At 63.9% G+C, this 17,125-nt stretch carries 2 protein-coding genes; both read right to left on the bottom strand.

Features of this window, described 5'->3' with window-relative positions; all coding sequences use genetic code 11:
- Positions 1–95 precede the first annotated feature (95 nt).
- Complete coding sequence (locus C9F12_RS02085; RefSeq protein WP_108447807.1) at positions 96–4,883, bottom strand: Ig-like domain-containing protein; 4,788 nt, start codon at positions 4,881–4,883, stop codon at positions 96–98.
- 1 nt (position 4,884) lies between these two features.
- Complete coding sequence (locus C9F12_RS02080; RefSeq protein WP_108447806.1) at positions 4,885–16,722, bottom strand: VCBS domain-containing protein; 11,838 nt, start codon at positions 16,720–16,722, stop codon at positions 4,885–4,887.
- Positions 16,723–17,125: the final 403 nt, after the last annotated feature.

Genomic DNA, 17,125 nt, shown 5'->3' with positions numbered 1-17,125 from the left:
GAGCATATATCAAGTTTCCCTTGATCAGTAGCCCTCGGCGTTTACCGCCGAGGGCCTTGCCCGTTTCGCGCTATACGACTGGACCGAGCGCCTGTCTACACATCCAGCTGGCCCTGGTTGAGCAACTGCGTCAGGAAATCATCGGGGCTTGGGGCCGCGTTGGCCACGCCTTCCAGGGTAATGACCTGATCAGCGTTGCCATTGTCGTCCGCCAGATTTCCATCGCTCTTGACGTACAGCACAATATCATCCCCTTCCTGTTCGGCGTGGATATAGTCATTCAGCGACTGCTGGTCGTCGTCCTTATCGTAGCCTTGCAGCAACTCGCTGAGATCCAGCACATCGGCCTCTGGGTCCTGGCTGGCGTCGACACCGGCTGGCGCGACGTGGAAGTCGGTGATGACGTCGTCGGCGGGATCCCCGACCACTCCCTCATCACCCAGCACCCAGGCGAAGGTATCCGCACCGAGTCCTCCGACCAGGGTGTCATCGCCGGCACCGCCGAGCAGCAGGTCATCGCCTTCCTCACCATATAGCGTGTCGCTACCACCGCCGCCGATCAGGGTGTCGTCACCGTCACCGCCCTTGAGGGTGTCGGCGCCGCCATCCTTGCGCTCGGTGTCCAGGAGTTCGCGATAATGATCACGAATATAGTTCAGCACCTCATCCTTGCCAGGCGCCTCACCCGAAGGCTTTCCGGCAATAGGCGGCTCACCGGTTTCAGCCAGACTGCCGTCATCCTGCAGGCGCACATCCGATGTCCCCCATGTCAGGAACTCGTAGAGGCCCTGGTAGCCAAGGCCGTCATGCTCACCGGCGTCGAAGCGCTCACCGGTATCGCCATTGACCCAGCTCAAATGGTCGCTATTGACGGTATCCCCGAATATCAGGTCATCACGGGAAGTCCCGTCGATGGTGTCGCTTCCCAGCGTCTGGAGGCCGGTAAAGGTATCACTACCGTCCAGCACCGCGTTCAGCTCATCTGCCGAATTGACGATGTTGACTTCGCCCTTCTTGGCTTCGCTGGTTCCCAGGTTGACGTAAATGTCGGAAATACCGAGCGCTGTATTGAAGACATCAGCATTGGTCAGGCCAAACTCCAGGCGATAGGTCCCGGCTTCCTTGAGCAGGGAGGTCCCTTCCAACGCCCAGCTTGAGCTTGACGCCAGAGTTTCTGTCTCCACATCGACCCAGTCGCCGTAGTCGTCAAGACGCTGCAGCGTAAAGCGCGCACTCTCACCGGCGCCGTAGCTGGAGTTGGCATAGACAAACTGAATCTGGGCGTAGTTGCTGAATCCATCGAGGACAAAACTATCGCTCGTTGCCACTGCTTCGCCAGATACGCTCCCCGTTTCCAGACGAAGATAGTCCACACTGCCGGAAGTCGCCTCGCTGACATTACCGGTCGCGACCCCGGAGTATGTCCAGGAATCTTCGACGTCGTCGAGAAGATGTGACGCCTTGCCATCGGGGCTATCGAAGTCCGCCAGGCGATACTGGAGTGCCACCTCTCCGGACACCACCGGGATGTCGCTTTGCTCAACCACATTTGTGTTGTCAAACAGCCTCAACAACTCTTCATTGATGCCATTGCCAATGCCGATCGCCTTGACCTGGCTGATATCAGACAGACCTTCGTAGGCCTCCAGAGCACGGGTCACGTCTATTTCGTTAGTGGTCCCTCCCGACCTGGTACTTGTCCCATAGACGGTAGGATTGCCATCGGTCACGAAGTAGCTGACATTCTCATAGTCATTGTCCTGATTGAGGAACCAGCTACGTGTTGCGTCGAATGCCACCTCGTAATTGGTGGCACCATTGGCGTTAAGATCATTGACGTAGTCGATCAGTTGCTGAACCTCATTGGGGTTCAGTCCGAGATCGTTGACATCTTCCAGGTCGGCATCAAACGCAAAGGGAATGATCGCAATATTGACAACCCCTTCGTACTCGGCCAACTGATTGATCAGTCTTTCGATGGCCTCCTTGGCCACCGAAATGCGCGTGCTTCCGTCCTCCACCTTGCCTGACTTCATGCTCCCGGAGACATCCAGCATGATCGCGACGTTATAGTTGGTTGCCGGCTCAATTTCCGTGTAGATACCGCCCTTGTCACCAACGATCACGTCGTCACCGGAAGACCCGGTATGCGTATCACCGTCGTTGGTACCGACAAAGAGCTGCGACGGAGGCGCGCCCGAGACAACGAGGGAGCCCGCGACGCTGTCGCCATCACCATCGGTGCCGGTCAAGGCAAGCTCAACATCGAAGCCCGAGCTGCTGTCACCGAGACGATAGTCCATATCACCCAGGGTAAAAGGCGTATTGCTACCGCCCACCACCTCGATACCCTCAAACCCGCCATCCGGACTGAGTTCAAACGACCATCCATCCTTCATGCCATCCAGGATCAGGCGGCCTGCCCCATCGACGCTGATGGATACCGCGTTGGTAACATCGGTACCACTCTGATCGAGAATGCGGACGTCATCGGCATTCAGACGAATATCGTTGTCCACCGTCTGGCTGGGAGACCCAGAACCCGGCACATCACTTGCGTAGTTGAAGGCAGCCACCGTCACTACGGCAGAGGCATCAACACCCTCCACATGGATGGTCTGGGTTACTTCGGACACCCCTTCATGTCCCTGCCAGCTTGGCTCTCCGGTACCGGAAAAGGTCAGGCTGTCGAGGAAGCTGATGCGGATGACCTCGTTAAGCTCGATACCGGGACTTGCACCACCGAAGACGCCGAGCGTGCCGTCTAGCGGCACCATGCCAACGCCATTGGGCGTCGAGTAGAGAACGTCGTTGTCACCCTCATCGTCCTGGTAGTTAATACCGTGGTACTGCACGACGCCATCGAGACTCAGATCCGAAATATCGGCGCGCTCGACTCGAGTAGTGCTGACCTCGCCAGCGGCAACCTCGATGCTGTAGCTGTCGCCTGCCGGGTCCAGCGTTACGCTGAAGCTGACGGTGCCATCTGCGGTCACCGCCTCAAGTTGGTGGCCATCGCCAGACAACTGGTAGCTCAGCGGCTCGCCATTGAAATACAGCGTATTGCCATCGCTATCCGTCGCAGCCTGCCCCTGCAGGTTGGCAAAGGTCACGTCCTTGACGCCATCGGCCCCGGAGACAGCGGCAAAATTCAACTGTCCGCCCTGGCCGCCTGCTAGATCGACGGCATCGGCCGTGAAGGCCTCCGGGCTGTCGTCATTGACCAGCACCTGCAACTGGCCACTGGCCGGGCTGCCATCGGAATCGACGATGGTGTAGCCGACATTGAACGCCAGAGAGTCCTCCGTACCCTGCTCACCATGGTCCAGCGGCTGGTGCAGTGTCACCTTATAGGCGCCGTTCGCCACCCCGGTCAGGGCAACGGTCAACACCAGTGCGTTGGAGGCGTCACGCCCCGTGACCGTGCGGCCGTCGTCGCTCAACGTGTAGGACACCGCCTGGCCACTGGCCGTTACCGTGGGCAGGCCATCAAGACTCCAGCTGAAGGCGCTTGAGCTCGCCGCCCCATCGTTGCCAAAGGAATAGCCAAGCGTCCCGGTGGCGACGGTCGCCTCACCGGCAACATCACCCGGGCCACCGGCATTGCCACCCGACAGGCCATCTTCGTCCACGCGAGCGACCCCATTGGCGGCCTCCGGCGTGGAGTCAGCCGCCACATTGACAGTCAAGGTGGCGTTGCTGGTGTCGCCGTCGGCATCGACGATGGTGTAGTCGATGACTGCGGCGCCCTCGAAGCCCGCCGCCGGAGTGAAGGTCACCTCACCGCTGTCGCTATCGATGGTCACCCTGCCAGCACTCTCGTAGCCCGACGCCATGCTCGCCGACACCAGAGTGGCGCCATCGGCTCCGCCCTCGTCGTTGGCCAGTACGTCGACGGTGACCTCAGTGTCCTCGGCGGTGCTCACCGCATCATCGACCGCCGTTGGCACGTCATCGACAATATTGATGCTGATGCTGGCAGTCGAGCTATTGCCGTGGGCATCGGTCACGGTATAGCTGAACACGTCCTGGCCATTCAGGGTGTTCGGACCGTTATCCGCCTCGGCGCCGGTCACGGCGGTATCGAGGGTATAGGTGTAGGACCCATTCTCCTCGATGACCAGAGTGCCGTAGCTGCCGCGCAGGGTAGTGGCGGTGAACGTCAGTGCGTCGCCCTGGGCATCGCTTGCCTGAAGCTGGCCTTCCGCCACTTCGCTATTGCTGGCGGCATCGCTGCCCGTGGCAAGCCCGGCCTCGCTGACGGTAGCTGCGCTGGCATTGGCCGTGGGAGAGCCATCATTCACCACAAACTTGATGGTCGCCTGGCTGGTATCGCCATCGGCGTCCCTGATGGTGTAGCTCACTACCTCTTCATAACTACCGTTGGCGTCGGCGGTGTAGGTGTAACTGCCGTCGGCGTTCCAGCTGAGCTGACCACGCAGCCCGCTGTCATCGACGGAGATGACCGTGGCCCCGTCCGCACCCTGGACGTCATTGGCCAGCATTCCATTGCCCGCTGTGGTGGTCAACGAGGTACCGGACTGCAGCGCAGCGGGGGTGTCATTGACGGCCTGAGGCACATCATCGATGACATCGACGGTAATGGTGCCGGTGGCAGAATTGCCGTGGCTGTCGGTCACCGTATAGACAAAGCTCTCGGCGTCATCGACGGGGTTATCCGACGAGGTGACCGGTTTGGTCAGGGTGTAGGTGAAGGAACCATCGGCGCGGATGTCGATCTCGCCATAGTTGCCCTTGATGGTCTCCGCCTTGAAGGTCAAGTCGTCGCCTTGGGCATCGGTCGCCACCAATTGCCCTTGCACTTGCTCTGAATTGGTCGCCGACTGGGAACCCTGGTCAAGCCCGGCCTCGTTGACCTGCACGTTAGTCGGCTGAGTCGTCGGCCACGCTCACACCCACGGTCGCCGTCGTGCTGGTGCCATCGGTGTCGGTGCCGACCACGCTGATGCCGGTGATCGACAGGCTATCGGCGTCGACCGCGTGGGCCAGGCTCTCGGCCAGGATCGCGGTCACGGTGACAACCTGCTCCTCGCCCGCGGCCACAGGACCAGAAGAGCTCAGGGTCAAGGTCAGGACAGCGTCACCGCCGGCCTCGGTGCGGCCTTCCAGCTCACCGGCGACGTTGACGCTCCAGATCAGCTCGCCATCCAGGCCGGTGACGCTGATGTCGGCGGTGTCACCAAAGGCGATCGAGGTGATGGCGTCGCTGCCGGCGGTAAAGGTCAGACTGGCCACGTCGCTGTCGGTCGCCGCGCCTTCGATGTCGGCATCCTGCAGGGAAACGGACGCATTGCTGCTGGCCGGATCGCTGTCAGTGACCGAAACACTCGGGCCGCTACCGTCGGTGATGGTGACTGTGTGACTGTCGGTGGCGGTATCGCCATCGCTGTCTTCGGTGGCGATGGTGAAGCCGATCGACGGATTGCCAGCGCTGTTCTGTACCTGGTTGTCGTTGGCGTCAAAGGTCCAGGTACCGTCACGACCGACGGTCAGGGTGCCTTCGTCGGTGGTGAAGCTAACCGTTGCATCACTGGCATCCCCCAGCGGCTTGGTCTCACCTGCCACCGTCACACTGACGGTCGCCCCATCAGCTCCGGCGTCGGTGGTCCAGGTGCCGTTGGCACTCTGGCCTTCGACCACGGTCTCGGCGGTATCCGCGATCTCGAGGGTCGGCTGATCGTCGGCCACGCTGACCGAGACGCTTGCCTCGGTGCTGGTGCCGTCGGTGTCGGTGCCGACCACACTGATGCCGGTGATCGACAGGCTATCGGCGTCGACCGCGTGGGCCAGGCTCTCGGCCAGGGTCGCGGTCACGGTGACGACCTGCTGAGTACCGGCAGCGATCGGGTTGTTCGCGTCAACCGCCGGGCTCAGGGTCAGGGTCAGGACGGCGTCACCGTCGGCCTCGGTGCGCCCTTCCAGCTCACCGGCATCGTTGGTGCGCCAGATCAGCTCGCCATCCAGGCCGGTGACCTGAATACCGTCGGTGTCACCAAAGGCGATCGAGGTGATGGCGTCGCTGCCGGCGGTAAAGGTCAGGCTCGCCACGTCGGTATCCGAGGCGGTGCCTTCGGTGTCGGCATCCTGCAAGGAAACGGACGCATTGCTGCTGGCCGGGTCGCTGCCGGTGACCGAAACACTCGGGCCGCTGCCGTCGGTAATGGTGACGGTGTGACTGTCGGTGGCGGTGTCGCCATCGCTGTCTTCGGTGGCGATGGTGAAGTCGATCGACGGGCTGGTGCCCTGGTCGAGGTTGTCCTTGGCCTCAAAGGTCCAGGTACCGTCGCGACCGACGGTCAGGGTGCCTTGGTCAGTGGTAAAGCTGACCGTTGCATCACTGGCATCACCCAGCGGCTTGGTCTCGCCCGCCACCGTTACGCTGACGGTCGCCCCATCGGCACCGGCGTCGGTGGTCCAGGTGCCGTTGGCGCTCTCGCCTTCGACCACAGTTTCGGCGGTATCGGCGATCTCGAGGGTCGGCTGATCGTCGGCCACGCTCACACCCACGGTCGCCGTCGTGCTGGTGCCATCGGTGTCGGTGCCGACCACACTGATGCCGGTGATCGACAAGTTATCGGCGTCGACCGCGTGGGCCAGGCTCTCGGCCAGGGTCGCGGTCACGGTGACGACCTGCTGAGCACCGGCAGCGATCGGGTTGTTCGCGTCAACCGCCGGGCTCAGGGCCAGGGTCAGGACAGCGTCACCGCCGGCCTCTGTGCGGCCTTCCAGCTCACCGGCGTTGTTGGTGCTCCAGATCAGTTCGCCATCCAGGCCGGTGACGCTGATGTCGGCGGTGTCGCCAAAGGCGATCGAGGTGATGGCGTCGCTACCGGCGGTAAAGGTCAGGCTAGCTACATCGGTATCCGAGGCGGCGCCTTCGGTCTCGGCGTCATCCAGCGCGAGGCTAGCCTGGGTCGAGGCCGGGTCGCTGCCGGTGACCGAAACGCTCGGGCCGGTGCCGTCGGTGATGGTAACGGTGTGGCTATCGGTGGCGGTGTCGCCATCGCTGTCTTCGGTGGTGATGGTGAAGTCGATCGACGGGCTGTTGCCCTGGTCGAGGTTGTCCTTGGCCTCGAAGGTCCAGGTACTGTCGCGACCGACGGTCAGGGTGCCTTCGGCGAGATCGAAGCTGACGCTATCGCCATCGCCCAGCGGCTTGGTCTCGCCTGCCGCTGTCACGCTGACGGTGGCACCATCGGCACCGGCGTCGGTGGTCCAGGTGCCGTTGGCACTCTGGCCCTCGACCACGGTCTCCGCGGTATCCGCGATCTCGATGGTCGGCTGATCGTCGGCCACGCTGACCGAGACGCTTGCCTCGGTACTGGTACCGTCGGTGTCGGTGCCGACCACGCTGATGCCGGTGATCAACAGGCTATCGGCGTCGACCGCGTGGGCCAGGCTATCGGCCAGGGTCGCGGTCACGGTGACGACCTGCTCCTCGCCCGCGGCGATTGGGTTATTCGCGTCAACCGCCGGACTCAGGGTCAGGGTCAGGACGGCGTCACCGCCGGCCTCGGTACGCCCTTCCAGCTCACCGGCGTCGTTTGCGCTCCAGACCAAGGACTCACCAGCCGCCAGGCCCTGGACGCTGATGCCCGTGACGCTGTCATCGGCACCGATATTGCCAAAGCCGATCGAGGTGATGGCGTCGCTGCCGGCGGTAAAGGTCAGGCTCGCCACGTCGGTATCCGAGGCGGCTCCTTCGGTCTCGGCGTCATCCAGTGCCAGGCTGGCCTGGGTCGAGGCCGGATCGCTGTCGGTGACCGAAACGCTCGGGCCGCTACCGTCGGTGATGGTGACGGTATGGCTATCGGTGGCGGTGTCGCCATCGCTGTCTTCGGTGGCGATGGTGAAGCCGATCGACGGAGTGCCGGTGCTGTTCTGTACCTGGTTGTCGTTGGCGTCAAAGGTCCAGCTGCCGTCGCGACCGACGGTCAGAGTGCCTTCGTCGGTGGTGAAGCTGACCGTTGCATCACTGGCTTCGCCCAGCGGCTTGGTCTCGCCCGCCACCCTTACGCTGACGGTGGCGCCATCGGCACCGGCGTCGGTGCTCCAGGTACCGTTGGCGCTCTCGCCCTCGACCACGGTCTCGGCGGTATCGGCGATCTCGAGGGTTGGCTGATCATCGGCCACGCTGACCGAGACACTTGCCTCGGTGCTGGTGCCGTCAGTATCGGTGCCAACCACACTGATGCCGGTAATCGACAGGCTATCGGCGTCGACCGCGTGGGACAGACTCTCGGCCAGGGTCGCCGTCACGGTGACCACCTGACTTTCGCCCGCGGCCACAGGACCAGAAGAGCTCAGGGTCAGGGTCAGGACGGCGTCACCGTCGGCCTCGGTGCGCCCTTCCAGCTCACCGGCGTCGTTGGTGCTCCAGATCAGCTCGCCATTCAGGCCGGTGACGCTGATGTCGGCGGTGTCACCAAAACCGATCGAGGTGATGGCGTCGCTGCCGGCGGTAAAGGTCAGGCTGGCTACATCGCTGTCGGACGCAGCACCTTCGGTCTCGGCATCATCCAGCGCAAGGCTGGCCTGGGTCGAGGCCGGATCGCTGTCGGTGACCGAAACGCTCGGACCGCTACCGTCGGTAATGGTGACGGTGTGACTGTCGGTGGCGGTGTCGCCATCGCTGTCGACGGTGGCAATGGTGAAGCCGATCGACGGAGTGCCGGTGCTGTCCTGCACCTGGTTGTCGTTGGCGTCAAAGGTCCAGGTACCGTCACGACCGACGGTCAGGGTGCCTTCGTCGGTGGTGAAGCTAACCGTTGCATCACTGGCATCCCCCAGCGGCTTGGTCTCACCTGCCACCGTCACACTGACGGTCGCCCCATCAGCACCGGCGTCGGTGGTCCAGGTGCCGTTGGCACTCTGGCCTTCGACCACGGTCTCGGCGGTATCGGCGATCTCGAGGGTCGGCTGATCATCGGCCACGCTGACCGAGACGCTCGCCTCGGTGCTGGTGCCGTCAGTATCGGTGCCGACCACACTGATGCCGGTGATCGACAAGTTATCGGCGTCGACCGCGTGGGCCAGACTCTCGGCCAGGGTCGCGGTCACGATGACCACCTGACTTTCGCCCGCGGCCACAGGACCAGAAGAACTCAGGGTCAGGGTCAGGACGGCGTCACCGCCGGCCTCGGTGCGGCCTTCCAGCTCGCCGGCATCGTTGGTGCGCCAGATCAGCTCGCCATTCAGGCCGTCGACCTGAATACCGTCGGTGTCACCAAAACCGATCGAGGTGATGGCGTCGCTACCGGCGGTAAAGGTCAGGCTCGCCACGTCGGTATCCGAGGCGGTGCCTTCGGTGTCGGCATCCTGCAAGGAAACGGACGCATTGCTGCTGGCCGGGTCGCTGCCGGTGACCGAAACGCTCGGCCCGCTACCGTCGGTGATGGTGACGGTATGGCTGTCGGTGGCGGTGTCGCCATCGCTGTCGACGGTGGCGATGGTGAAGTCGATCGACGGGCTGTTGCCCTGGTCGAGGTTGTCCTTGGCTTCGAAGGTCCAAGAGCCGTCGCGACCGACGGTCAGGGTGCCTTCATCAAGATCGAAGGTCACGGTATCGGTAGCACCGTCGCCCAGCACCTTGTCGACGCCGCCGGCGGTCACGGTCACCGTGGCACCATCGGCACCGGCGTCGGTGCTCCAGGTGCCGTTGGCACTCTGGCCTTCGACCACGGTCTCGGCGGTATCGGCGATCTCGAGGGTCGGCTGATCGTCAGCCACGCTCACACCCACGGTTGCCGTCGTGCTGGTGCCGTCGGTGTCGGTGCCGACCACGCTGATGCCGGTGATCGACAGGCTATCGGCGTCGACCGCGTGGGACAGACTCTCGGCCAGGATCGCGGTCACGGTGACCACCTGCTCCTCGCCCGCGGCCACAGGACCAGAAGAGCTCAGGGTCAAGGTCAGGACAGCGTCACCGCCGGCCTCGGTGCGGCCTTCCAGCTCACCGGCGTTGTTGACGCTCCAGATCAGTTCGCCATCCAGGCCGGTGACGCTGATGTCGGCGGTGTCACCAAAGGCGATCGAGGTGATGGCATCGCTGCCGGCGGTAAAGGTCAGGCTGGCCACGTCGCTGTCGGACGCCGCGCCTTCGGTGTCGGCATCCTGCAAGGAAACGGACGCATTGCTGCTGGCCGGATCGCTGCCGGTGACCGAAACGCTCGGCCCGCTACCGTCCGTAATGGTGACGGTATGGCTGTCGGTGGCGGTATCGCCGTCGCTATCTTCGGTGGCGATGGTGAAGTCGATCGACGGACTACCGGTGCTGTTCTGCACCTGGTTGTCGTTGGCCTCAAAGGTCCAGCTGCCGTCGCGACCGACGGTCAGGGTACCTTCGTCGGTGGTGAAGCTGACCGTTGCATCACTGGCATCACCCAGCGGCTTGGTCTCGCCTGCCACCGTCACACTGACGGTAGCGCCATCGGCACCGGCGTCGGTGGTCCAGGTGCCGTTGGCACTCTGGCCTTCGACCACGGTCTCGGCGGTATCGGCGATCTCGAGGGTCGGCTGATCGTCGGCCACGTTGACCGAGACGCTCGCCTCGGTGCTGGTGCCGTCAGTATCGGTGCCGACCACACTGATGCCGGTGATCGACAGGCTATCGGCGTCGACCGCGTGGGCCAGACTCTCGGCCAGGGTCGCGGTCACGGTGACCACCTGCTCCTCGCCAGCGGCCACAGGACCAGAAGAGCTCAGGGTCAGGGTCAGGACGGCGTCGCCGTCGGCCTCGGTGCGGCCTTCCAGCTCACCGGCGTTGTTGGTGCTCCAGCTCAGCTCGCCATTCAGGCCGGTGACGCTGATGTCGGCGGTGTCACCAAAACCGATCGAGGTGATGGCGTCGCTGCCGGCGGTAAAGGTCAGGCTGGCTACATCGGTATCCGAGGCGGCGCCTTCGGTCTCGGCGTCATCCAGTGCCAGGCTGGCCTGGGTCGAGGCCGGATCGCTGCCGGTGACCGAAACGCTCGGGCCGCTACCGTCGGTAATGGTGACGCTGTGACTGTCGGTGGCGGTGTCGCCGTCGCTGTCTTCGGTGGCGATGGTGAAATCGATCGACGGGCTGGTGCCCTGGTCAAGATTGTCCTTCGCATCAAAGGTCCAGGTGCCGTCGCGACCGACGGTTAGGGTGCCTTCGGCGAGCTTGAAGCTGACGCTATCGCCATCGCCCAGCGGCTTGGTTTCGCCTGCCGCTGTCACGCTGACGGTGGCGCCATCGGCACCGGCGTCGGTGGTCCAGGTGCCGGTGGCACTCTGGCCTTCGACCACGGTCTCGGCGGTATCGGCGATCTCGAGGGTCGGCTGATCGTCGGCCACGCTGACCGAGACACCCGCCTTGGTACTGGTGCCGTCGGTGTCGGTGCCGACCACGCTGATGCCGGTGATCGACAGGCTATCGGCGTCGACCGCGTGGGCCAGACTCTCGGCCAGGGTCGCGGTCACGGTGACCACCTGCTCCTCGCCTGCGGCGATCGGGTTATTCGCGTCAACCGCCGGACTCAGCGTCAGGGTCAGGACGGCGTCGCCGTCTGCCTCTGTGCGCCCTTCCAGATCACCGGCGTCGTTGGTGCTCCAGATCAGCTTGCCATTCAGGCCGTCGACCTGAATACCATCGATGTCGCCAAAGGCGATCGAGGTGATGGCGTCGCTGCCGGCGGTAAAGGTCAGGCTCGCCACGTCGGTATCCGACGCAGCCCCTTCGGTCTCGGCATCATCCAGCGCCAGGCTGGCCTGAGTCGAGGCCGGATCACTGTCGGTGACCGAAACGCTCGGACCGCTACCGTCGGTAATGGTGACGCTGTGACTGTCGGTGGCGGTGTCGCCATCGCTGTCGACGGTGGCAATGGTGAAGCCGATCGACGGAGTGCCGGTGCTGTCCTGCACCTGGTTGTCGTTGGCCTCGAAGGTCCAGCTGCCGTCACGACCGACGGTTAGAGTGCCTTCGTCGGTGGTGAAGCTGACCGTTGCATCACTGGCATCCCCCAGCGGCTTGGTCTCGCCTGCCACCGTCACACTGACGGTGGCGCCATCGGCACCGGCGTCGGTGGTCCAGGTACCATCTACACTCTGGCCTTCGACCACGCTGGCCGGCACTTCGACGAACTCGATGGTCGGGCCGTCATCAGCGATCGCGATGCTGAGGCTACCGTTGGCTGCACTGCCGTCATCGTCGGTGACCACCAGGGCCACCGTCTCGGTGAAGCCGGCATCCGTGGCGTCAGCCTGGCTGTCGTTATCGACGCGGGTGTCCAGGGTGTAGCTGTAGCTCACGGTGCCGCCGGCGGCGTCTCCCGCAAAGCCAGTCAGTCTAAGGCTGCCGTATTCGGTATCGACCACCACCGGGCTATCGGCGGTCAGGCCCTGCAGCTGCGCCAGACTCAGCGTCTGGTTGCCCACCTGCACGCTGGCCACGCCATCAACGCTGGCGAACGTGAAGTTGCCAGGCTGGGTCAGTGCGCTGCTGTCGGCATCGCTGCCGCCAGCGAGGTTCGCTTCGCTGACCGCTACGTCGCTGCCTTCGCTCGCCAGGCCCGAAAGGCTGACGCCGTCGTCGGTCCCCGTGACGGTGATGGTCAGCGTCGCCGGTGAGGTGTCCCCATCGGCATCAGTCAGGGTGTAGGCAAAGGTCTCGGTCAGGGTTTCCTTGCCGCTAAGCGCCTGTACCCGCGGATCGTCGTTGTCGAGCTGGTAGGTGTAGCTGCCGTCGCTGTTGAGCGTCAGCGTGCCGTACTCGCCGGCGCCCGTCGCGGCGTCCAGTGCCACGCTAGCCGGATCGGCATCGGTGGTGTCGGCGCCGGTGGTGTCGTTGGACAGCACATTGCCGGAAACAGAAGCGGTCTCCTCGGCAATGGTGTCGCTGTCGTTACTCGCGGACGGGCTATCGTCGGCGATGGCGATGCTGAGGCTGCCGTTGGCCGCACTGCCGTCATCGTCGGTGACCACCAGGGCCACCGTCTCGGTAAAGCCGGCATCCGTCGCGTCAGCCTGGCTGTCGTTGTCGACGCGGGTGTCCAGGGTGTAGCTGTAGCTCACGCTGCCGCCGGCGGCCGGGTTGGCACTATCCGACGGTGTAAAGCCGGTCAGGCTAAGGCTGCCGTATTCGGTATCGACCACCACCGGACTATCGGCGGACAACCCCTGCAGCTGGGCCAGGGTCAACGACTGGTTGCCCACCTGTACGCTGGCCACGCCATCAACGCTGGCGAACGTAAAGTTGCCAGGCTGGGTCAGAGCCGCAGCATCCGCCGCGGAGCCCTCTTCCAGATTCGCTTCGCTGACAGAAACGTCGCTGCCTTCGCTCGCCAGGCCAGAGAGGCTGACGCCGTCGTCGGTGCCGGTCACCGTGATGGTCAGCGTCGCCGGTGAGGTGTCGCCATCGGCGTCGGTCAGGGTGTAGGCAAAGGTCTCGGTGAGGGTTTCCTTGCCGCTGAGTGCCTGCACCCGCGGATCGTCGTTGTCGAGCTGGTAGGTGTAGCTGCCGTCGCTGTTGAGCGTCAGCATGCCGTACTGGCCGGCGCCCGTCGCGGCGTCCAGTGCTACGCTTGCCGGATCGGCATCGGTGGTGTCGGCGCCGGTGGTATCGTTGGACAGCACATTGCCGGAAACGGAAGCGGTCTCCTCGGCAATGGTGTCGCTGTCATCACGAGCCTTCGGCACATCGTCGTTGACGTCGATGGTCAGACTGGTCGAAGCCTCGTCGCCATCGCTGTCGGTAACGACGATGGCGAACTGATCCGCCAGATCGTCGCTGGCGGAGCCCTGGCTGGTGTGGTCCTGGGTGCTGCCATCCAGGGTGTAGCTCCAGCTGTACTCGCCGTCAGAGACGCTAACGTTCAGGGTGCCGTAGTCGCCTTCGACCGTGCCGCCGCCCGTCACGTTCTGGCCGTTGATCACCAACGAGGCCAGGCTGTCGCCGCCTGTGGTGATCGGCAGACTGCCGCCGGTGGTCTGGCTGCCGTCGCCCGCCGCGCTGCCGCCCGCGAGGCCCGCCTCGCTGACGCTGAACTGACCACCTTCGGCATCGGGGGATTCGTCCGGCACACTGACGGAGGGCGTGGAATCCGCCGCCACGGTGACGGTGAACACCGCGTCGCTGGTGTCGCCATCGGCGTCGCGGATGGTGTAGTCGATGACCGCATCGCCCTCGAAGCCGTCCGCCGGGGTGAAGGTCACCTCACCGGTGTCGCTGTCGAAGCTCACGCTGCCCTGGCTCGAATCACGCAGGGTGGCGTCGCTGACACTGGCACCGTCCACGCCCTGAGTGTCGCTGGTGCCGTCTGTATTGACCAGGACGTTGTAGGTGACGGGGGTGTCTTCGCCAGTGTTGGTGGCGTCGTCCACGGCCACAGGCACATCGTCGTTGACATCGATGGTCAGACTGGTCGAAGCCTCGTCGCCATCGCTGTCGGTAACGACGATGGCGAACAGATCCGCCAGGTCGTCGCTGCCGGTGCCCTGGCTGGTGTGGTCCTGGGTGCTGCCGTCCAGGGTATAGTTCCAGCTGTACTCACCGTCAGACACACTGACACTCAGGGTGCCGTAGTCGCCTTCGACCGTGCCGCCGCCCGTCACGTTCTGGCCGTTGATCACCAGCGAGGCCAGGCTGTCGCCGCCGGTGGTGATCGGCAGACTACCGCCGGTGGACTGGCTGCCGTCGCCTGCCGCGCTACCGCCCGGCAAACCGGCTTCGCTGACGCTGAACTGACCACCTTCGGCATCGGGGGATTCGTCCGGCACGCTGACGGTCGGCGTGGAGTCCGCCGCCACGGTGACGGTGAACACCGCGTCGCTGGTGTCGCCATCGGCGTCGCGGATGGTGTAGTCGATGACCGCGTCGCCCTCGAAGCCTGCAGCCGGGGTGAAGGTCACCTCACCGGTGTCGCTGTCGAAGCTCACGCTACCCTGACTCGGATCACGCAGGCTCGCGCCGCTGACACTGGCACCGTCCACGCCCTGGGTGTCGCTGGTACCGTCTGTATTGACCAGCACGTTGTAGGTGACAGGGGTGTCTTCGCCGGTGTTGGTGGCGTCGTCCACGGCCACAGGCACATCGTCGTTGACGTCGATGGTCAGACTGGTCGAAGCCTCGTCGCCATCGCTGTCGGTGACGACGATGGCGAACAGATCCGCCAGATCGTCGCTGCCGGTGCCCTGGCTGGTGTGATCCTGGGTGCTGCCGTCCAGGGTATAGTTCCAGCTGAACTCCCCAGCGTCAGACACACTGATGCTCAGGGTGCCGTAGTCGCCTTCGACCGTGCCGCCGCCCGTCACGTTCTGGCCGTTGATCACCAACGAGGTCAGGGTGTCGCCGCCGGTGGTGATCGTCAGACTACCGCCGGTGGACTGGCTGCCGTCGCCTGCCGCGCTACCGCCCGGCAATCCGGCTTCGCTGACGCTGAACTGACCGCCCTCGGACTCGGGGGAATCGTCCGGCACGCTGACGGTGGGCGTGGAGTCCGCCGCCACCGTCACGGTGAATACCGCGTCGCTGGTGTCGCCATCGGCATCGGTGATGGTGTAGTCGATGACCGCGTCGCCCTCGAAGCCCGCCGCCGGGGTGAAGGTCACCTCACCGGTGTCGCTGTCGAAGCTCACACTGCCCTGGCTCGGATTTCGCAAGCTCGCGTCGGTGACACTGGCACCGTCCGCGCCCTGTACATCGCTGGTGCCGTCGGTATTGACCAGCACGTTGTAGGTGACCGCTGTGTCCTCGCCGGTCGTGGTGGCATCATCCACCGCCTCGGGCGCATCGTCGAGAATCGCAATATCCAGAGCGCCACTGGTAGTACTGCCATCGCTGTCGACAGCACTAATCTCGATGCTGTCGACCACGCCATCGTCGGTTGCGCCATCGACGCTATCGTTGTCGACGTTGTCGGTCAGATCGTAGGTGTAGGCAACGCTACCACCGGTGTCATCGCCGCTATAGCTTGTCAGCGTCAGGCTGCCCAGGGGCGTCTCGATGGTCAGCGGATTGCCGGACAGGCCATTGAGCCGATCCAAGCTGATCGGACCACTGCCGCCAACGGTAATGAACGACAGGCCATCGGGAGCGGATACACCAAAACTGCCACTCGCTGATGTCGCGGCGGTGCCTGATGCACTACCGCCAGGAAGTCCTGCCTCACTGACGGTCTGTTCGGCAGAGGAAAAGCCGATATCGGCGCTGCCTGCTGCTCCCGCAGGCCCATCGAGCCCCGTCAGGGTGACGGACTCGTCCTCATCGGCCGCGGTCCCGCCATCCTGCTCCTGAACGTCGTAGGCCTCGCGCTGATAGCCGTACTCGAACGACAGCGGCGACACTTCCTCGACGATACGCAAAAGACGCACGAAATCGTGCCCGCCCTCGACGCCGGCGCCCCCCGCGGAGCCAGCGGCAGGAGCTTCCAACGCCTCGAGCAGATCTCCTTCGCCCTCTTCGAGCAGCGCCAGGACCCTGGCGACCTCGGCGTCTTCTATCACCTCGTCATCGGCCGACCCTTGCTCGTTGATCGCCTCGCTAATCGCCACCTCGACTTCGCCACCGAGCTGCGCCAGGCGGGTGCCGTCGGGTTGCACGAGGTTCACTCGAGCGCCGGTTTCGGAGATCACCACCTCGCCCTCAGTCAGGCGGTCGCCCTCGGCCAGGGGCCTCAGATTGCCTTCCGCATCTCTGGCCCAGGCTTGGCCGGTAACTTGTACGACGATGGCGATGATCATAGGGGCGCGTCTCTCTTTTTTGGATGACAGACCTAGGCCTTGTGAACAAAGGGATGACAAACCTAGTCCGGCAGCAACAAAACTGTGCTTATGCGCACATTACATGCATGGGGTATAGGTCAATACTGTACTAGAGGACAATGACCTACCTCTAATCCAATGGCCTAACTTTCCCATGCCTCTGCGCTACCCCTTTGATACTTCACGTCAGTCCTTGTCGAGCCCTCCTCCAATACAGAGCCGCCTTCCCTGGCATTCCCCTCGCCCGCACCTCGGCGCTGCCCAGGCGCCAGATACGAAAACGGCGCGCCCTTTTGGGGCGCACCGTTTTCGTGGTCAAGAAACCCTGAGTCATATCATCAGGGCTAGCTAAAGCAGATTACCGTCCAGAACATCTCATCCG

The organism is Halomonas sp. BN3-1, assembly GCF_003056325.1.
GTDB lineage: Bacteria > Pseudomonadota > Gammaproteobacteria > Pseudomonadales > Halomonadaceae > Halomonas > Halomonas litopenaei.
This window is presented reverse-complemented; position numbering and strand designations above follow the sequence as displayed.

What these genes read in the sequence shown, in the direction of transcription:
- C9F12_RS02080 (WP_108447806.1), bottom strand. Translation starts at nt 16,722, where the DNA reads ATGATCATCGCCATCGTCGTACAAGTTACCGGCCAAGCCTGGGCCAGA.